This window comes from Proteus sp. fly-1008, from assembly GCF_040140305.1.
Classification (GTDB): Bacteria; Pseudomonadota; Gammaproteobacteria; order Enterobacterales; family Enterobacteriaceae; genus Proteus; species Proteus vulgaris_B.
In genome coordinates, this window is the sequence record NZ_JBEEWH010000005.1 from 272,422 (window position 1) to 292,164 (window position 19,743).

General features: G+C 46.9%; 16 protein-coding genes. 14 read left to right on the top strand and 2 right to left on the bottom strand.

All coding sequences use genetic code 11. The annotated features are described in order from the left end of the window. Window positions 1-2 precede the first annotated feature (2 nt). From ABN256_RS11215 to ABN256_RS11280, 14 genes are all read left to right on the top strand, one after another. Complete coding sequence (locus ABN256_RS11215) at window positions 3-1,292, top strand: TraB/VirB10 family protein (RefSeq protein ID WP_064497041.1); 1,290 nt, start codon at window positions 3-5, stop codon at window positions 1,290-1,292. 74 nt (window positions 1,293-1,366) lie between these two features. After that, complete coding sequence (traV, locus tag ABN256_RS11220) at window positions 1,367-1,939, top strand: type IV conjugative transfer system lipoprotein TraV (protein WP_024008834.1); 573 nt, start codon at window positions 1,367-1,369, stop codon at window positions 1,937-1,939. Between the two features lie 68 nt (window positions 1,940-2,007). Then, window positions 2,008-2,322: a TraA family conjugative transfer protein gene (traA, locus tag ABN256_RS11225; protein ID WP_425440830.1), complete on the top strand. Its 315-nt coding sequence runs from the start codon at window positions 2,008-2,010 to the stop codon at window positions 2,320-2,322. 178 nt (window positions 2,323-2,500) lie between these two features. Further along, window positions 2,501-3,334 (top strand): type IV toxin-antitoxin system AbiEi family antitoxin, encoded by an 834-nt coding sequence (locus tag ABN256_RS11230; protein ID WP_001883769.1) that lies wholly within the window; start codon window positions 2,501-2,503, stop codon window positions 3,332-3,334. Further along, a complete protein-coding gene (locus tag ABN256_RS11235) occupies window positions 3,327-4,265 on the top strand; it encodes a nucleotidyl transferase AbiEii/AbiGii toxin family protein (protein WP_064497040.1) in 939 nt (312 codons plus the stop codon). Before ABN256_RS11230 ends, ABN256_RS11235 begins: the two co-directional genes overlap by 8 nt. A gap of 131 nt (window positions 4,266-4,396) precedes the next feature. Beyond that, on the top strand, window positions 4,397-5,089 hold the full coding sequence (locus ABN256_RS11240; protein WP_001228924.1) for a DsbC family protein: 693 nt from the start codon (window positions 4,397-4,399) through the stop codon (window positions 5,087-5,089). Next, window positions 5,089-7,488 carry a type IV secretion system protein TraC gene (gene traC, locus ABN256_RS11245; protein ID WP_064497039.1) on the top strand — a complete coding sequence of 800 codons (2,400 nt, stop codon included), beginning with the start codon at window positions 5,089-5,091 and terminating at the stop codon, window positions 7,486-7,488. The genes ABN256_RS11240 and traC overlap by 1 nt, the downstream gene beginning before the upstream one ends. Continuing rightward, entirely contained in the window at window positions 7,481-7,828 is a 348-nt protein-coding gene (locus ABN256_RS11250) for a hypothetical protein (RefSeq protein WP_064497038.1), read from the top strand. The genes traC and ABN256_RS11250 overlap by 8 nt, the downstream gene beginning before the upstream one ends. Then, complete coding sequence (locus tag ABN256_RS11255) at window positions 7,812-8,324, top strand: S26 family signal peptidase (RefSeq protein ID WP_175215521.1); 513 nt, start codon at window positions 7,812-7,814, stop codon at window positions 8,322-8,324. The genes ABN256_RS11250 and ABN256_RS11255 overlap by 17 nt, the downstream gene beginning before the upstream one ends. A gap of 91 nt (window positions 8,325-8,415) precedes the next feature. Continuing rightward, window positions 8,416-9,459, top strand: a complete 1,044-nt coding sequence (locus tag ABN256_RS11260) for a TrbC family F-type conjugative pilus assembly protein (protein ID WP_223231883.1) — start codon at window positions 8,416-8,418, stop codon at window positions 9,457-9,459. Then, entirely contained in the window at window positions 9,443-10,471 is a 1,029-nt protein-coding gene (locus ABN256_RS11265; protein ID WP_000735887.1) for a TraU family protein, read from the top strand. The genes ABN256_RS11260 and ABN256_RS11265 overlap by 17 nt, the downstream gene beginning before the upstream one ends. A 2-nt stretch (window positions 10,472-10,473) precedes the next feature. Further along, complete coding sequence (gene traN, locus ABN256_RS11270) at window positions 10,474-14,166, top strand: conjugal transfer protein TraN (RefSeq protein ID WP_064497036.1); 3,693 nt, start codon at window positions 10,474-10,476, stop codon at window positions 14,164-14,166. Between the two features lie 458 nt (window positions 14,167-14,624). Next, entirely contained in the window at window positions 14,625-16,043 is a 1,419-nt protein-coding gene (locus ABN256_RS11275; protein ID WP_004249371.1) for an SIR2 family protein, read from the top strand. Beyond that, on the top strand, window positions 16,040-18,079 hold the full coding sequence (locus tag ABN256_RS11280) for an ATP-binding protein (protein WP_004249372.1): 2,040 nt from the start codon (window positions 16,040-16,042) through the stop codon (window positions 18,077-18,079). Before ABN256_RS11275 ends, ABN256_RS11280 begins: the two co-directional genes overlap by 4 nt. 408 nt (window positions 18,080-18,487) lie before the next feature. Here the strand turns inward: ABN256_RS11280 and ABN256_RS11285 are convergent, their stop codons facing one another. Both ABN256_RS11285 and ABN256_RS11290 read right to left on the bottom strand, forming a co-directional pair. After that, window positions 18,488-19,162, bottom strand: coding sequence for an endonuclease (locus tag ABN256_RS11285; protein WP_048608563.1), 675 nt, complete (start codon window positions 19,160-19,162; stop codon window positions 18,488-18,490). A gap of 41 nt (window positions 19,163-19,203) precedes the next feature. Beyond that, a partial coding sequence (locus ABN256_RS11290) for a transposase (RefSeq protein WP_200793612.1) occupies window positions 19,204-19,743 on the bottom strand: 540 nt, incomplete at its 5' end.

The following is a 19,743-nucleotide window of genomic DNA, read 5'->3' on the forward strand; positions in this document are numbered from 1 at the left end:
CGATGAAAGCACAATGGGAACAAATGAGCCCGAACATGAAGCGGGGCCTATCGGTTGCCGGTATTGCTGGTGGTCTCGTCTTTATGGTGATGGTGTTTTCACCTACTCCTGACGATGGCTCAAGCAGTCGGAACCGACAGGAAACGATCCGGCACATTCTTACGGATACCAATACTCGTGATGTTGGGGTCGATAGTTTGGCTGCGAACGTAAAACTACTCAGTGAGCGCAATGAACAGTTACGTCGTGAAGTTGAGCGCTTGCGTCGTGACGTCGATTCAGGACGGCTAAGCCCAGGTTTGCCTTCTATACCAAGTGAGGTCAATGCGGAGTTGGCTCGCCTTCGAGCGGAACTTGATGATGTTCGCGCTGGGGGAGATTCAGTAGTTGAAGGCACAAATAGCCGTTTTGAAGTGCCTTTATCTGCCATGGAATTACCCAAAGACGAAAAGCCACTGCCGTCTAACCCAGACGACTATTTTGCCAATGCGCCGCTGCCTGATCCGCTCTATCAGCAGCCAGCCAATGGCCAAGGTACACGAGCACGAGATGTTCCATTGCCGCCAATCACGATTCGTATGATTGAGCCTGAAGTGGTTGCTGAACCAGAGGTTGTTGTGCAAGAAGCGCCGCCTTTGTATCTACCGGCGGGCAGCATCATCTCAGGTACTTTGATCACCGGTTTGGATGCACCTACTCACGAGTCCGCAAGACGCGAGCCTTTTCCTGCATTGCTGAGGATTCAAAAGGAAGCCATTTTACCCAACCGATTTAGAGCGGATATCAAAGAGTGTTTCTTGATCGCCGCAGGTTACGGTGATTTGAGCTCTGAGCGTGCTTATTTGCGAGGCGAGACCATTTCATGTGTGAGAGAAGATGGTGGCGTCATTGAAACGCGACTGGATTCTTATGCCGTGGGTGAAGACGGCAAAGCCGGTATTCGTGGCCGATTAGTGTCGAAACAAGGCCAGCTGGTGGCCAAATCGATGATGGCCGGATTCCTTCAGGGCTTGGCTGGCGCATTTGATGTGAATCCTGTACCAACGATTCAGACGGGTAATGCCGGTGATACTCAGCTGTACCAGCAAGTCATGAGCCAAGAAGCATTACAAGGCGCTGCGATTAAAGGCACAGGTAAAGCATTGGATCGAGTGGCCAAGTTCTATTTGGACATGGCTGAAAATATGTTCCCAGTCATAGAGGTAGACGCTGCAAGGAAAATTGAAGTCATAGTCACTCGTGGGGCCTCGTTGTCATTGGCCACTTCACAAGGGGTAGGTGCAAGAAGATGAAAAAATCCTGCATGTTGCTAACCGATCGAAGTCCGCTTCAGACAATAAGATGTGTATCCAGAGGAGAGTTAACCATGACGACATCAATGCAGAACAACCCAAAGCACCAGTCAAAACAGTGGTCTAAAGCTGGATTACTTTTATTGGCAGTCGGCTCAACCTTATTGTCTGGCTGTAGTTCATTGGGTCTTGGGAGTAGTGAATATGGATGCCCAGGTATGCCTGACGGTGTGCGCTGTTTATCCGCTCGTGAAGTCTATGAGCTTACCAGTAATGGCGCTGCACCCAAGACGATTGATGCTGTGGCGACTCGAATTGGTTCTCCCTCTGGGTATTCACAATCTGATTTAGAGACAGGACTGCTGAGCCATCCAGCATTACCTGAGACGCAGCAATCTGCACCTATTCGCATTCCTTCAAGGGTGATGCGAATTTGGATTGCGCCTTGGGAGGATGACCGTGGAGATCTGAATTTATCCAGCTACGTGTTTACCGAAATTGAACCGCGCCGGTGGGATATTGGGGTGTCAGCACCTCGAACGGTTTCGCCTGTGCTACGTCCACTTCAGACTCAGAGCGATTCAACCTCAGCGGGAGCTGATGGTAAGCGCGATAACTTGAGTATCTACGGAGAAACTAACGAATGACAAATGCAGTTCGCACCATTCAAACTCAGCGCCTAATGACCATTGGTGCGCTTGGTTTGATGGCGTTAATGATTTCGGAGCCCTCATTTGCGGGCACCGGCGGTGATGCTTTCACCGATGTGTGGGATACCCTAAAAGATTGGACCCAAGGTACTTTGGGACGGATCGTAGCGGGAGCCATGGTACTGGTGGGTATTGTGGGCGGTATCGCTCGCCAAAGCTTGATGGCCTTTGCCTTGGGCATTGGTGGCGGTATGGGTCTCTACAACACACCAACAGTCGTTGAAAGTGTTATGTCTGCAACCTTACCTGTTGTTGCCAGCACTCAAGAAGTCATTGGCACAACAGTTCCAGCAATCAGCGTCGTCTTACTGGGCACCTGAATGTGAGCCATATTAGGCAGTTCACTTAAGGCAATCAAACTTAGGTATACACAACATCGGGTTATTGGTGATGTTGTGTAGACCTTTTCATTTCAGCGACGCCACATTAACGAACTTGGTTTACATTATTTTGTATATTAATACCTAAGGTGTTAAAATTCCTATCGTAATAAACTATATGGTTTATACTGTTCGTGATATTCATACTTTGGGTGTTAAAATGTCATCTAAAATAAACTGGCTTGTTGCTCATACTTCTCCTGGTGCGCTAGTACTTCAGCAATGGCTGACTGAAAACGGCGTGAGCTACTCGTTGGCTCAAAAGTACGCGCAGAACGGTTGGCTGAAGAAGCTTAGTTCTGGTGTGTACTATCGTCCAAATGCGCAGGGCGATATAAAGCCAACTTGGGTTGATGCCATTCAAGCATTGGATGTGCAATTGGGCGTTCCAGTTCATTTGGCTGGATTGAGCAGCTTAACTCACCAAGGACTGAGTCACTATTTGCAGCTGAACAAAGAGCAAGTTTGGATTTGCGTTAAAAACAAGTCGTCCTTACCGAAATGGTTTCGTGAATTCCCTTATCAGAATTGGTTTTACTGCGGAAACCATAAGCTTGAAGTGAATCCCGAGAAAGATTTGAAAAGGATCACGGTTAAAGAGAAAGAGCTCACTGTCAGCTGTGCAGAACTTGCTGCCTATGAAGTGGTAGATGCGATTGGAAAGCTGATTTCATTTGAGCATGTCGCAGAATTATTTCAGGGTTTAGTCAATCTTAGCCCTAGAAAAGTACAAGATATTCTTGAACGAAGCAGCTCTGTTCAGGCAAACCGAATATTTCTATTTCTGGGTCGATACTACGATCACCAGTGGGTCAATCGCATAGATGAAACAAGAATTAAATTGGGGGCAGGAAAGCGGCAGGTTGTCGAAAAAGGACGTTTTGATGAGCGATATCAAATCACAGTGCCAGAGATATTAAGCGTCAAAAAAGGTGAACAACATAATGGATAAAGATAGCCCATATTACAAACAGGTTTCTTTGCTCATAAGAATGCTGCCTGTGGTAGCAACAGAGACGGTTTTTGCACTTAAAGGTGGCACCGCCATTAATTTATTTGTGAGAGATTTTCCTCGGTTATCTGTAGATATTGATCTTGCTTATCTTCCACTTGAACCAAGAGATGAGGCTTTGATTAATGTCAGGGCTGCATTGCAGCGCATTACAGACAGAATCAATACTCAACCAGATATCAGAGCGGCATTTCAGGATAATAAAGCTGATGAACTGAGAATAATTGTATCAAGTCCGGTTGCGACGATCAAAATTGAAGTGTCGCCCGTCGCCAGAGGTACATTGCATAGTGCAGAAATAATGGCAGTTCAAGAGTCTGTTGAATACGAGTTTGGTTATGCTGAGATTCAGGTAGTCAGTCTTCCCGATCTGTATGGTGGGAAATTGTGTGCTGCAATGGATCGCCAACATCCTCGCGACTTATTTGATGTGCGTATGTTACTTGGCAGTGAAGGGGTTTCGAGAGAGATTTTAGTGGGTTTTTTAACCTATACATTAAGTCATCCTCGGCCTATTAATGAAGTCATGTCGCCAAACTGGCAGCCGCTGAATGAGAAATTTCAGGCAGAATTTGATGGAATGACTTTTGAAAAAGTTGAATGCGAAGACTTAGCTTCTGTTAGGCCTATGATGTTAACTTCGCTGCAAAAACATTTCACAGAAAGGGATTATGCTTTCCTTATGTCATTCAAAAGAGGGCAACCTGACTGGGCATTGTTTGACTATCCTAATGCAGCAGACTTGCCAGCGATTCGTTGGAAGTTGCAGAACATAAACAAATTGGCAAAGAATCAAGCAAAACATCAAGAGCAATTAGATAAATTGAAGCAAGTGCTTGATGATTGGCTTGTTAACGCAAACGCCGAGTAATTCGTTTATAACAAACCTCAACGAGCTATAAGCCCCCTAGTTAGATTGCGATTTCTTCAATCTATCTAACCGAGTCCACATAGGACAACTGCATAGACTGGAGCCTCGATTTACATTAACGAGGACTCCTCATGCGAAAACTATCTCCAATTATTCTGGCGCTTGCGCTGTCTCCTTTGGTTCAAGCTGAACCTGTATCTGAAGTGTCGCCCGTTGGCAAAATTGACGGCATGGTTTCTTTACCTGTCACGGGTATGAAAGCTGTCGAAAGCAATGGCCGTATTGTTTTCATGTCAGATAGTGGCCGGTTCGTCATTGATGGCACGCTCTATGATGCCTGGTCCAAAAAGCCACTTACCAGCCTTGAAGAAATTCGAGAAGCGGGAAACACTCTGGATTTAAGTCGCCTTGGCTTAAAAATGGATGATTTGAACCCACTGACGCTGGGCGAAGGCAAAAAGAAAGTGGTGGTCTTTGTTGATCCACGATGTCCGCACTGCCATGAGCTTTTGAAACAAGCTTTACCGCTAACCAAAGAATACACCTTCCAAATACTCCCTGTGCCAGTGCTTGGTCCTGATTCAGAGCGTCAGGTTCGCCAGCTTGGCTGTGCGCGTGACAAAAAAGCGGCCACCGATGCATTGCTGAATGGCCGGATTGGTAACCTAGAACAGGATGATGCCTGCAACTTAGAACCAATGCAGCGTACCTTGGTGACGGCTCAAATCCTGGGCATTCAAGGTGTGCCTTTCATCGTCGCCAATGATGGTCGCATCAGCCGAGGCCGTCCTTATGATCTTTCTGCTTGGTTGGAGGGGCGTTAATGAAAGCCTCTCTGTATTCAGGGCAACGCGCTTCAGAGCTCTTGCCAGTATTGGCCTATTCCGACGATGAGCAACTGTTTTTCATGGAAGACCAGAGTGTTGGCTTTGGTTTTCTATGTGACCCATTGCCGGGTGGTGATGAGTCTGTTGCAGACAGGGTTAATGTTCTACTCAACAACGACTGGCCAAAAGACACTTTGCTGCAATTTGGCCTGTACGCATCCCCTGATATTCAAACCGACCTTCAGCGCATGATGGGCTTACGGCATCGTCAATCCGATCCATTGCTTAGGGCGTCGATACGCAAACGTGCGGATTTCCTCGATGGGGGCACGGTTCAACCGATAGAAGAATCGACCCAGACTCAGGTACGCAACTTTCAACTGATCGTCACCTGCAAATTGCCTTTGGAAAGTCCTATACCGACGGATCGTGAGTTGAGTCGAGCATCCGCGCTTCGGGCTTCTTTCTCGCAAGCGCTGGCAACGGTTGGTTTTCGCGTCACTGAGATGACTGACCGAAACTGGCTCGCGGCATTAAGTGCGCAGCTTAACTGGGGAAAAGATGCTTCCTGGCGCAATCCATCACCAATCCGCAGTGAGGCAGATAAACCACTTCGAGAGCAAGTGTTGGATTATGACAGAGCTATCAAGGTGGATAGCCAAGGTCTGATGCTGGGCGATTACCGAGTTAAAACCTTATCGTTTAAGCGCTTGCCTGAGCGGATCTGGTTTGGTCATGCCGCAAGTTTTGCGGGCGATATGATGACGGGCAGTCGCGGTTTACGCGGCAGCTTTTTGCTGAATGTCACCATTCACTTTCCCTCAGCCGAGGCGATGCGATCTCGTTTAGAGACGAAGCGTCAATGGGCGGTCAATCAGGCCTATGGCCCGATGCTCAAGTTTGTGCCGGTGCTTGCAGCCAAGAAAAAGGGATTTGATGTTCTTTTTGAAGCCTTGCAAGAAGGTGATCGTCCTATTCGGGCAAATATGACCTTAACGCTGTTTTCACCAACAGAAGAAGCGTCGATCAGCTCTGTTTCAAATGCTCGAACCTATTTCAAAGAACTCGGATTTGAGCTGATGGAAGACAAGTACTTCTGTTTGCCCATTTTCCTGAATGCCTTGCCATTTGGTGCTGACCGCCAGGCGATGAACGATTTGTTTCGATTCAAGACCATGGCGACACGGCATATCATCCCTCTGTTGCCTTTGTTTGCGGATTGGAAAGGCACTGGCACGCCGGTGATTAACTTTGTTTCCCGCAATGGCCAGATCATGAGTGTGTCCCTTTATGACTCGGGCAGTAATTACAATTGTTGCATCGCGGCGCAATCGGGATCGGGTAAGTCATTCCTGGTGAACGAAATCATCTCCTCCTACTTATCAGAAGGCGGCCAATGCTGGGTGATTGATGTTGGCCGCTCTTATGAAAAGCTGTGTGAAGTCTATGACGGTGAGTTCTTACAGTTCGGGCGGGACAGTGGCATTTGCTTAAATCCGTTTGAAATCGTTGAGGACTATGACGAAGAAGCGGATGTGTTGGTTGGGTTATTGGCCGCAATGGCCGCTCCCACGCAGTCATTAACCGATTTTCAGATGGCCAACCTAAAGCGTCAGACCCGTGAACTGTGGGAGAAAAAAGGTCGTGCCATGTTAGTTGATGATGTGGCAGAGGCCTTGAAAAATCACGAAGACCGACGTGTGCAAGACGTGGGTGAGCAGCTCTATCCGTTTACGACACAGGGCGAATATGGCCGATTCTTTAATGGCCACAACAATATTCGCTTCAAAAACCGTTTCACCGTTCTGGAGTTAGAAGAGCTTAAGGGGCGTAAGCATCTACAACAAGTAGTGTTGCTTCAGCTTATCTACCAAATCCAACAAGAGATGTACTTAGGTGAGCGTGATCGTCGCAAGATTGTGTTCATTGACGAAGCCTGGGATCTGCTGACTCAAGGTGATGTCGGTAAGTTCATCGAGACGGGTTACCGTCGATTTCGAAAATATGGCGGCAGTGCTGTAACGGTAACGCAGTCGGTCAACGATTTGTATGACAGCCCTACAGGTAAAGCCATCGCTGAAAACTCGGCCAATATGTACCTGCTTGGCCAAAAAGCTGAAACCATCAACGCGCTCAAAAAAGAAGGCCGCTTGCCACTAGGTGAAGGCGGCTATGAATACCTGAAAACGGTTCATACCGTCACTGGTGTCTATTCCGAAATTTTCTTTATTACCGAAATGGGCACCGGGATTGGCCGCCTCATCGTCGATCCGTTTCACAAGCTGTTGTACTCGTCCCGTGCAGAAGATGTAAACGCGATTAAACAGTTAACGCGCAAAGGCCTTTCTGTTGCTGATGCCATCTCCCAGTTGTTAAAGGAGCGAGGCTATGAATAAGTCCACGCTTTGGCCATTTATGGCCTCTATTACTTTGTCTGTTGCTGGTAGCGGGTTAATGACCAGCTGGCTCTTAATGAAAACACTCGAACCCATCCACAGCCAGTTGGCGTTAAGTACGCCCATTGCAGTCGTGGATTTTGGGGAGGCGGTGTTGTCACTGGGCCCCAATGCCAGCGAACAGGAAATCGAATCTAGGTTGCTTCAGACCAATCAGCAAATTGAAAAGTTAAAAACGGCCGGTTTTATCGTGCTGGATGCCCAGGCGGTGGTGGGTGCTGATGAGTCCGTATTTGTGCCAGTAGGCTCAAAGGAGGTGTCTCATGCAGATACTCCGTAAAAGAATGCCTTGGCGGCCATATCTCATCCGGTTGACTGTTCTTGCGTTAATCATGGCCTTGGTAGGCACCTACGCCATGATGCGCTACCGAATAGGTATTGATACCCAGCAAGAGCGCTGCCTTCCTGATACCACGGTATATCTGATTGACCTATGGAATAAAGAGCCCGTTAAGGATGGTCTGTATGCCTTCCACTCAAAAGGACTCGCTCCGTTATATAACGACGGTACTCGGATGCTGAAACGCCTAACAGGGATGCCAGGGGATGAAGTCAAGGTGACGCCTGAGCATGTGCTGGTGAATGGTGCTGAAGTCTCTACCGGCATGACATTAGCCCAGCGTCTTGGTGTGGCTGAAACAGAATTTAGCCGCTCATTGACGCTGCAAGAAAACGAGTATTGGTTTTCCGGCGAGGCTGCAACGAGTTTCGACTCCCGCTATTGGAATGCCGTTAAGCGCGAGCAGATTGTCGGTCGCGCTTGGCCGCTTTGGTAAGAGGTAGATGATGCAAAGACTATGTCTCTTATTTTTGTTGGTTGCTCCATTGTCTTGGGTTCAAGTGTCCTGGGCACAAGAGCCTTTTCTGTTGTCTGACGAAGACAAAAAGATCGTCGAAATGAGCCGCAGCATTTTACAAAGTGCTGTGGATGGTTCATCTGAATTTATCGAGCCTTTTGCACCGGTTGAACAACCTGTGTCGCTCAAACACAACGATGAATGGTTGATATTTGCGTCGTCCTCATTGGGTGATTCGTCACTGAAGCAACTATTTAAAGAGGCCAGTGTTACCGGTGCTATTGTGTTGTTTCGGGGAATTCCTGAAGGAAAGACCTTGGGGGCGGCTATCCGTGATTGGCATACCCTGATGGCGGGACTTGATCCTGTTCCTCAGGTTCGAATCGATCCGAAAGCCTTTGTGCACTGGCGGGTGACTAGCGTGCCTGCCATTTTTCGCATAGACGATGACAAGGTGACTGCAAGTGCACTAGGGGTTTACAGCAAGGACTGGTTGCAACGCCAAATTGAAAGCGGCAATACCGGTTCATTGGGTCAACGCGGTCCGATTCATTCGATTTTAGAACCGGATTTGATGCAAGTGGCGATGCAGCGATTACAGTCGATTGACCTGGGCGCATTAAAGAAAAAAGCCATTGAGCGTTTCTGGTCTCGCCAAACATTCACTGACTTACCCAAAGCCACGCAGTATCGGATAAGAACGGTTGATCCAACCATCGTCATGCAGCGGCCACTATTGGATGCCAATGGCCGAACATTGATCCCAGCAGGAACGCGTATTAACCCGCTCAAAGCCTTGCCATTTACTCAGCAGCTCGTGGTGTTTAATGCGTCGAACGCTGAAGAAGTGGACGCAGTAGCGCATTGGCTTGAGGGCCAAGATAGGACGCTGCGCCGCATTACGCTTATCACCACGCAGCTCGACCGTGCTCAAGGTTGGAATAGCCTCAATGCGCTCGAAAAGACATTGGACAGTCCGGTTTATCTTCTCAATGCCTCGCTAAAGCAGCGCTTTGATTTGCAAGTCACCCCATCGTTTGTTCAAGCAAAGGGACTCGCGTTTGAAATAGAAGAAATTCCAGCAAAGGAGCTTGTTCATGAAAAAGCTCAATAATACGTATCGTCTGTTGCGGACTCTCGTTGTCATGTTTGTCCTTGGCGCATCTATTCCTGCAAAAGCCGAACTGACCTGCCCAGACGCGGGGTTATTGTCGGGTAAGTTGCTGACGGATGTTTGCTGGTCATGCATTTTTCCTATCCGAGTTGCGGGTCTTCCTCTTGGCTCTGGCAGTGTCCCAAGCGGCGCATCAAACAAGTCATTTTGCTTATGTGAAGACAACTTAGGTGTGCCAAGGCCAGGTATTGTTACCAGCATGTGGGAGCCAGCGCGTTTGATTGAACTGGTCAGAACGCCAGGTTGTTCGCCTTCACTGGGAGGGATTCGTTTACCGTTAGGTGATAGGCGATTGCAAGGTGGTCATGGTGAAGGTGAATACGATACCGGTGATCTTGCTTTCTACCATTACCATTATTACGCCTTTCCGCTTTTGGTCATGCTCGATTTGTTCATGGATGGCAATTGCAATGCCGATGGTTACATGGACTTTGACTTGATGTATTTGTCGGAATTGGACCCAACATGGCTGAACGATGAACTGGCCTTTTTTACTCAGCCTGAAGCGGCTGCCGTTGCCAATCCATTGGCTATATCTGCTTGTACCGCTGACGCTGCTTCATCAACGCTTGGTAAACCCATCGACCAGTTGTTTTGGTGTGCTGGCAGTTGGGGCCATCTCTACCCGTTATCTGGCCACACCTTAGCCTTTGGCTCATTAGCAGAAAACACCAGCCATTTAGCGGCGCGTGCAATCGCGGCTCAACACAGGCGTGGTCTTGCTAGGCGAACAATGGGGAACAGTGCGCTATGCAGACCTGTTGTCGAACCCATGCTGCCGAAATCCCAATACAAGATGAGTATGTTCTTCCCTGTACCGGAAACTGAAAGTGCACATGTCATCGGTGAAAGCACCATGAAATGGGGAGAGTGGCGAACGATCCCCGGTGCCGGTGAAGATGCGCTCTACATTTTGTGGCGCTGGCAAGACTGCTGTAACTCGGGAGGTTAACTATGAAACCAACATTTTTTACCCGAGTGTTAGCGGGTATTTTATCTATCACTATGGCGTGCTTGCCCTTACATGGTGTGGCCGCTGATGTGCAGCGCCAATCCGGCCTAAGCGGACAACAAGAAGGTAAGCAATTGCTGCAAAACTGGACGATGCCCGCACTCAATGGCAATACATTGTCAGTGCCGAATGGCAGTGGTAATGAGTCCATTAACCTGCAAGAGCTTTTCCCTGGTATGGATCAAGGCTCATTGGATGTCTTAACGGGCGTTTATGGCTCTGATGCCAGCATGAATCAATTGGGGACGCAGCGCCAAGAGAGCATGGCATCCGAAAATGGCGCTACGGGTGAGGCGTTTCGCTCGCTCCAGCAAATCAAAGACAGGTCTCGGCCAGATATGGTCAATGATCCGCTTTGGGCATTAACCGATGCGGTTCAAACTGACCCAAATCTATTAACTCAAAGCTTCCCAGGCTGTGAGTCTCAAGGTGAAGGCAGCCCAAACTACCAGCAATGTGACAGGCTCAATACAGCGGTTAACAGCTGCACTATCACTCACGATTACACGGCAGGTATCATTGAGCATGTTTCAGGGCCGATGAACCTTCGCTCTTGTGGTGAAGGGTGTCTTGAAGTTTGGATAGGACGAATTGGTGACAACTACTGGAGTGGTAGTTGTAAAGTGTTCGAACAGGCCATCACACTCAAAGTCGTGAATCCCGATGCGATTACCTCAGCCGTACTTGAGTACGCCAAATGGGATGACTACATGCAAGTGTGGCTTGGTGATCAGAAAGTCTGGTCTGGGCCGAACAATAATTTTCCACCAGAAACGGCAGGTCGCTGCGAGCTCAGTACCAGTTGGGAGCGCAATCCTAATACCGATCTAACGGCCAAGCTAAAAGCGGTAGAGCCCGGTTTAGAAGTGCCAGTCAAAATTCGCGTATCGGTCACTGGTAGTGGTGAGGGGTATGCACGCATCAAGGTACGCTTTGATCCAACCAAGGTGGTGATGAATGATAGTTGGTCACCACAGTCCTGTATCGAACAAGCCGCGGATATCCCGGCTAAGTTTTCAGACTACAGCATTCAATGCACGGATCAGCCGTCTTCAACCAACGGATGTACGGTGGTCAATGGTGTTTCAGTTTGTGAATCCTATTTTGCCCCAAGCCCAGTGGCTGGCATATCGCCTTTGTGTCGTCGTGTACAAGTCAGTGTGGATGATGAAAGCTATAAGGGGATTGAAAATCAGGCCTGCCAAGTGCTTGAAGCGAACCCTTCATGTGGCTTCATGTCGTCAGAATGTGCCGAAACCAATGATAAAGGTGAATGCATTCGTTTTACCGATACCTATGACTGTGGATTGCAAACCAGCGATCCAAAGTGTGTGGTATCCAATCTTATGCCGAGTAGTTTTGAGGCCTGTGAGCCTACTCAGACGATTACGCCATTTACTGAAACCAAGCATGTACCCGATTACCAGGTGTGCGAGAAGATCAGCACGCTTACTCAGTGTCAGTTAGAGCGACGTGTATCCGCTGAAACCCATCAACAAAGCTGGTCCATTGAGCGTGGTTGCTTTAGCTCCGAAACGCTCAGTTTTGTTCCACAGCACAGCAGTACTATGCAAACTGGAAACGCTACGCTGAGGATTTTTGATAATCAAAATACTGAGATAAAAATCACCGAGTCGCCATCCAAGGCAAATGGCTGGAAAACGACACTCTCATTGACGGGCAATAAGGAGACGGTGACTGAGACGAAACCGTCCATTAAATACCCTGAAATGACCTGTCCAAAAGGAACCTTGGTTGGCTCATTGTGTAAAGTCGTCAATGGTTCGATTATTTCGTGGCATGAACCCCAGGAGGTCACTCGTTCCAGATGCGATTCCGGCTGGAACAAAGTCGATTTCGACACTTGCAGCCGAGAAGTTCAGAAGTGTTTGGCTCCTGCGAAACTGAGTGCTTCCTTGACCTTCTCCGGCAAGTACTTAGAGCAAGACGTTGTTCATCAATCAAGTGATCCGGGCATAGACCAATGCTTGATGCAAACGGATCAGTTTACTGCGGTGCAGTGGCAGTGTTTGGATACGGGCACAAAACGAATCGACGGGTTAACGGTTGGTAGTAGCGAGTTGGCGAAGCTTGGAAGTCTTTATCCGGCTGTTGTTTCGTCTCCTGCTCATTTAACCAGTCGTGGCAGCTCTGATGGACTGGGGCTCTCATGCTGGAGGGCAAAAGCGACCTATAATGCCTCGACTGCTCACCCAGAGTTCAACATGGGCAGCTCAGATAGCTGGGTAGATGCCAATGGTAATACACAAACCATCGTCAATAACGGACAAAACACGACCACCAATACGTGTGCCGCGCTAGAGCAAAATCCGGCCTGCCAGTACGTCAGAACCGAATGTACTGAGGGCGGGGCTGGTCATGAAGGCTTCTGTTATATCCAAAGTTTGGTGTATGACTGCGGACAAAGCGTTGAAGTGCAAAACGCTCGAATGGAAACTCAATACAACTGTGAGGGGCCAGTTCGCTGTATGGGCACAGATTGTTTAGAGCCAGAGTCAATCAAGCAGGCTAACTTTGCAGAGGCCGCTGCGATGCTTAATGCGGCGCAGTTTATGACCAATGATATGTCATGCACAGGAGCTGATGGCCAAGATAACGTCGAGTGTACGGTCTTTAAAGGTAATGCTGGCCAGTGCAAAAAAGCCGTTGGCGGCATAGTGGATTGCTGTGAAAAGCCAAGTGGCGTGTCGCTATCGGATTACATCACGATGATAGTTGCGGTCAACAAGCTTGATACGGCAGTCATGGCCATGAATCCGTCTTCGGCAATCTATGGTTCGTGGAATACGCTCAGGGAACCAATCACCAGTACCTGGAGTGCGGTTAAAGAGCCTTTTGTGTCTGCATGGGACTCTCTCATGGGGGCTGGGCCATCAACGGCTGCTGGCGCGGGAGCGGAGCAAGCTGCGACTGGCTTTATGCAGGTGTTGACCAACAAAACGGCTGAGTGGGTAGGCTCTACGTTTGGTTCGGGGGCGCAATCGGCACTGTTTAGTAACGTTGGTGGTGCGGTTGGAGCCGATGGTGTCGTTTCGGGTGGTAACTTTGCCCTGGGGGGCGCTGCGGGCGCGGTTCTGAGTACGGTTATGACGGCCTACATGATTTATTCAGTCACTATGATCCTCATTCAGCTTATCTGGAAATGTGAGCAGAGCGAGTTTGAAATGAACGCCAAGCGGGTATTGAAGAGTTGCCACTATGTAGGCTCTTACTGCAAGTCTAAGTTCTTAGGTGCCTGTGTTGAAAAACGGCAGTCATATTGCTGTTTTACTTCGCCACTTTCACGGATCATTCAAGAACAAGTACGCCCTCAATTGGGCCTTGGTTGGGGCAGTGCCAAGTCACCAAACTGTGAAGGTTTGACCGCGAGTCAGTTAAACCAGGTAGATTGGAGCCAAGTCAATCTCGATGAATGGATAGGTATCTTGTCGATAACAGGCAACCTACCCGAAGTACCGTCACTGGATCTGGAACGACTCACAGGCTCAGGAAGTACGCTAAACGTTGATGGAAATCGTCAGAGTGCCGCAGATAGAGCCATTGAACGGCTAAACGGAATGGATGCCCAGAAACTTCGCCAGGAGGCAACGGAAGAAGTCTCGGGGAACAATTAGAATAAATTGCTCCGTTAGCCCCGTTTTGCAGGACTAATGGAGCAGAAAAAATAATCAATATGCATTTATGTAACTGCGACAAATTTGCAAAAATGTGTTTGTAGTAGTTTCGATAAATAGAGTTGGACATCGGACAGATAGCTATGAGCGAGGAACTGACGTGGCCAACCAAAATCGACCAACCCAGCTAAGCCACTTTTCTCAATATCTTCATTTTTAATTCATACATATTTGGGCTTGGATACCTCAAATATGTATGCAAACGTTCTGTATTGTAAAATGTCATGCTAAGCTCGAAAGCACGATTGAACACCTTGGTGTCGAGATTGAAGATGTACTAAGGATTTCAGATAGTTGTGACGGATGATTCAATGCCAACGGCTTAAGTTGTAAATATTCATGGCAGACGTTTGTGTCCCCAACGCTATATCTTTCACACAAATATGAGAAGTGTATTTATGACTATTCAGCAAATTAAAGTTGGCAGTGTTCCTGATATTATTGAGCTAACACCAAACTCCAATGAGCAAAGTGATTCTTATCCTTTTATCCTATCAACGAATACTTCATGGGGAGAACAGGGTTCTAAAATATCAATAGAGAAATTACGCCAAAATATTGAGCCTTGGTTAACAGCACTTTTTCAATCCGAACATTTAAATCTATTGATCGGTGCGGGTTTAAGTACGTCTATTCAAATGTCGGCTACAGGCGTGCCACCCGTTGGAATGGGGTGGATCAGTGATCTAGCGGTCTGTCAAAGCGAAATAAATGAATTCGCTACAAAAGCTGCCAAATCGGCTGGTCGCGCACAAGGAAATATAGAAGATCAAATTAGAGCTATTAATGAACTTATCAAAGGTCTTGAAATTTTAACAGTGTTGGATAGCCCGCAACCTGAAAACCCCCCGGCTCCATATGCAGCCTATAGAGACCTAAAAGCTGATTTAGCTGCAATTAAGGGGGAATTGTCTCGATGTCTAGGTGAGTTTTCAAAATCTGTCAGTACAGGAGAACACTTAATTAAAAGTGCTGAAAAAAAACGAAAAGAGGAAACTTTCAATTATCTTGTGAGTTTCTTAATGAGCTTTGCAAGTAGAACCGCTACACGCGACAGATTGCATATTTTTACAACGAACTATGACCGAATTATCGAGGTTGGTGCTGAACTTGCTGGTTTAAGACTCATAGACCGTTTTGTTGGAAGTATTGCTCCCGTTTTTAGATCCTCAAGATTAGAAGTTGATTATCACTATAACCCTCCGGGAATACGTGGTGAACCAAGATATTTGGAAGGAGTGGCACGTTTTACCAAACTTCACGGTTCTCTAGATTGGCACGAACAAGATGGTGCGATTAGGCGCTTTGGCCTACCTTTTGGAGCTCGCTCTGTTGAACCGTTTCTAGAAGCAGAGGGGCACGAAAGCGATAGTTATGAACAACTTATGATTTACCCTAATTCAGTCAAAGATAGAGAAACCGCTGAGTACCCCTATGTAGAGTTATTTAGAGACTTAGCAGCAGCGACTAGCCGTCCAAACAGTACATTAGTCACGTATGGCTATAGCTTTGGTGATGAGCATATAAACAGAGTAATTGAAGATATGCTTACCGTTCCATCTACCCATCTAGTCATCATTGCTTTCGGAGATCCGCTAGAAAGAATTATGAACTTCATTGGTAAAAGTGGAAGAAAAGCTCAAATCACTTTACTAATGGGTGACCATTTGGGGGATCTAAAAACTTTGGTTGATAACTATCTACCTAAACCAGCCATAGATAAAGCATCAATAAAGATGGCCGAATTACTAAAACAGCGAGGCTTTATCCAGTCAGAACACTCAGGTAATGCAACTACCACCGAGGTAACATCATGAGTTACTTGCCTATAGAAAGACTGGAACAGTTACGAATCGGAACCGTTGGTTTTGTATCGCCTAGTGAAATTAGAGTTTCCTTAGAAATTGATTCCCCAGACTCAGTCTCTCTTCAAGGAGGCTCACCTCGCAACTTTCCTCGAATCAACAGTTATGTGCTTATAAACAGTGATGATGGATTTCTAGTTGGTCAAGTTGAGTGGATCGCAGTAGAACACTCGCCATACCCCAAAAGAAGAGGCTTGCAAGATTTTGGCTTGATAGACTTACCTTTTCCTCTAAAAAAGCTCAGTATCAACCCCGTTGGTACATTGAGAAGCGATAGAAAAAACGATGGTTTCAAATTCACCAGAGGAACAGATGCATTTCCTTCAGTTGGTGATTCAGTGCTTTTACCTACTGACCAACAATTAAACTCAATAATCGAATCAGGTGAAAACAGAAGGGTTAAAATAGGAGATAGTCCTCTAGCTAACAATGCAGAAATAAAAATCGACCCCGATAAGCTTTTTGGGCGACATATAGCTGTTTTAGGCAACACAGGTAGTGGTAAATCTTGCTCTGTGGCGGGACTAATTCAATGGTCACTGGACGCAGTTTTACAACAGGGCCAAACTCCGAACGCTCGATTTATAATACTTGATCCTAACGGGGAGTACAGCCGAGCATTTGGTCCAAAGTCAAAATATAAGGGGAATTTATTGCGCGTAGAGGCTAACTCTGATTATGGTGAGTTAGAACTTAAAGTACCATCATGGCTATGGAACAGTTCAGAATGGGGGGCGTTCACTCAGGCAAGTTCAAAAGTTCAACTCCCATTACTACGACGAGCTTTGAGGGCGATGAGAAATGATGTGTTGTCAGAAGATGATGTGACAATTCAAGCAAAACATTTTTGCGGAATACTTTTAGTTTCAATAAGGCAACTAGCAAGTCAAGGGCAGATATATGTGAATGGTGGTCATGCCAAAGGCTTAGTTGAAAGTTTAACGTCATGGGAAACTAGCCTCATAACATTAAACGAAAAAATCCACAACCAACCTTTCAATAGTGTAATAAGCACGATAAATACTTACCTATCTTCCAGAAGAGGAGCACAGTGGCCTGCTAAGCCTGAAGTCAGTGATACTGATAAGTTGATTTCTGAGTTAAAAGAAGCTCATGTTGCACTTGGTGGTGATGAACAAGAACTTCTCCCGAAAAGTGAAGATACGCCTATTCGCTTTGAAGGTGATGACTTCGTCGCCTATCTCGAAGCTTTAGCACAAGAAACGGGAACTGAGCAGTTCATGGAATTTCTTTTGACTCGAATTCGCACAATGCTAGGTGACACCCGAATTAGTGCAGTTACTAAAGATTCTGAGGAACCAATAAGTTTAACTGATTGGCTAGATACTTTTCTTGGGAAGGATACTCATGGTGCTATCACTGTTATCGACCTATCACTAGTTCCCAATGAAATTATCCATCTTGTAACAGCAGTAATCTCTAGAGTGACTTTTGAAGCTCTTCAACGATATCGGAAGATGAATGGAAAACCATTACCAACAGTAATGGTTGCAGAGGAAGCTCATACATTTATCAAACGATACAAAGAAGAAAGTGAGAGTCAATCAGTTTCTGATGTGTGCTGCAAAGTATTTGAAAAAATCGCTCGCGAAGGGCGTAAATTTGGTTTGGGACTAGTAGTATCATCCCAACGACCTTCTGAGTTATCTCCTACTGTTCTTTCTCAATGTAATACTTTTTTACTGCACAGAATTAGCAATGATAGAGACCAAGAACAAGTTCATAGGCTTGTTCCCGATAACATGAGGGGGCTATTAAGAGAGCTACCATCGCTACCATCTCGACATGCAATTTTACTCGGATGGGCTTCAGAACTACCGGTGTTAGTTCGAATGAAAGAACTTAGTGAAGAGCAAAGGCCTCAGTCTGATGATCCTGACTTTTGGGACGTATGGTCTAACTCCACAGGTGAGCCTCGTGAAGTAAACTGGCAGCCAATCGTTGAAGAATGGCAAAACAGAGATTAATTTACCAGCCAAATTAGCGCCAAATAGATGCTTAACAATACGAATAAGATTAACTTTCTATGGCGCATTTGTTCCAAAGCGATGAGTGGCGTGAACTATTAGTGGTGTGCGAATCAATAGGCTATTACGCTAATTTCGATAAACGGGTACTTTCCAAAGTGACTTAGGGTTCCTTTCTGACAATTTATTAAATGCATAGATATTAACGACGCTATACGAGAGAAATTTGGGGGAATTACGATTGATTGAAAATTCGACTTAATTCGACAAAGCTGATGATGGTTCAAAAGCGAGTCAGATCCGAACGTCCACTTTGGCAGTTGCCGACTATCAGATTAATTTTAGTAATGTTAATCTGATTTTCGCTAAAAGAACCTTGTCCAACAAGTTTGTCTCAGCTAGTTTCAATTAACAGCTATTTGACACATGGCAGTTAGAGTTACCTTGAATAGTTTTAATCTTAAAATCACGCACTTTTTCCCATTCGTCAACAGGGTCCATTCTTGACCAAGCTTCAAATAGCTGAGTTTGTTGCCTACTGAGTCTTAGGCCGTATTGATCTCGCATGTAGAAATAAATTCTAGCAATATCACCCTGACGGTTAGCTGGTGGTTCTGCTCGACGGTCTTTGAAATCAACTTCGAAATCACATTGACCATAGGATCTTGGTTCATTCGGAATCATGCCAAATCGAAAATTTGACCTATCCCCATTGAGCTCTCCTACAGATGGTACGAGGTTATGGAGATCCGAAACCATTTTAGAAAACTCAGGATCATTCTTTTCGCAGTTCCGACGACCACCATTTTGCCAGCATTGGCGTTGATGGCCAATTTCCCAAGCTGAGACTACATGTTCCCACTCTAAGCGTTCACCTCGTTTCGGTTGCTTTCTTGGTTCATATCCGCAAGATGCAGCATCAATCGCACCATCATTGCTATAGCTACATCCACAGTAAAACGTACTCTGGTTGTCTTGGTAAATTTCTCGGGCAAATCGTTTTGCCTGACTGAACGATGTGGGGTGTTCTGCAATTGCAGGTATAGCGAATAACGCTATAAAGAAAGGGTATACGGATTTAATGGTTGATGGGGCACCTTCACCCCACCAACCTGATACCACCCTCAGATGGTTGATAGATCGACCCCGTAGTTGAGTTCCTCTGCGAAGTCCGGCAGTCCGTAACCGATGGTTTTCTTGTAGAACGGAGAGACCTTCGCAGTCGGAGCCTTCTTCTTGTGCTTCGTAGTGTAGAGCATTCGTGCCCGCATCACCTCGAAGGAGTAACCTCGCCCTTCACGGTTCTTGTCCTTGGCCAGTCGGTTGATGGACTCCGTGTAAGCATTGGTGACGGGCATGTCCGTCTCGAAGTAGGTCATGATCTCTTCGCGCCAGTTGCCCACAGCCCTGACCAGATCGCTCCAGACTTCCTTCTGGCCCTTCGGAATGGTGGCTATCCAGTCGTCCAGGGCGGTTTCTGCCTGGGGTCGTGTGGTGGCGTCCCAGATGCCGTAAAAGCGTTCCTTGTGCTCGTAGGCGGCCAGCAGTTGCGGGAATGCGCCTGTCCAGGTCTCCATGATGAAGCGTTCCCGGTCTGAGACTTCGTGAGCGCGTTTCAGCAGGATTTTCCGGTCTCCCTTGAGAGTCCGGCTCTGGGACGGTTT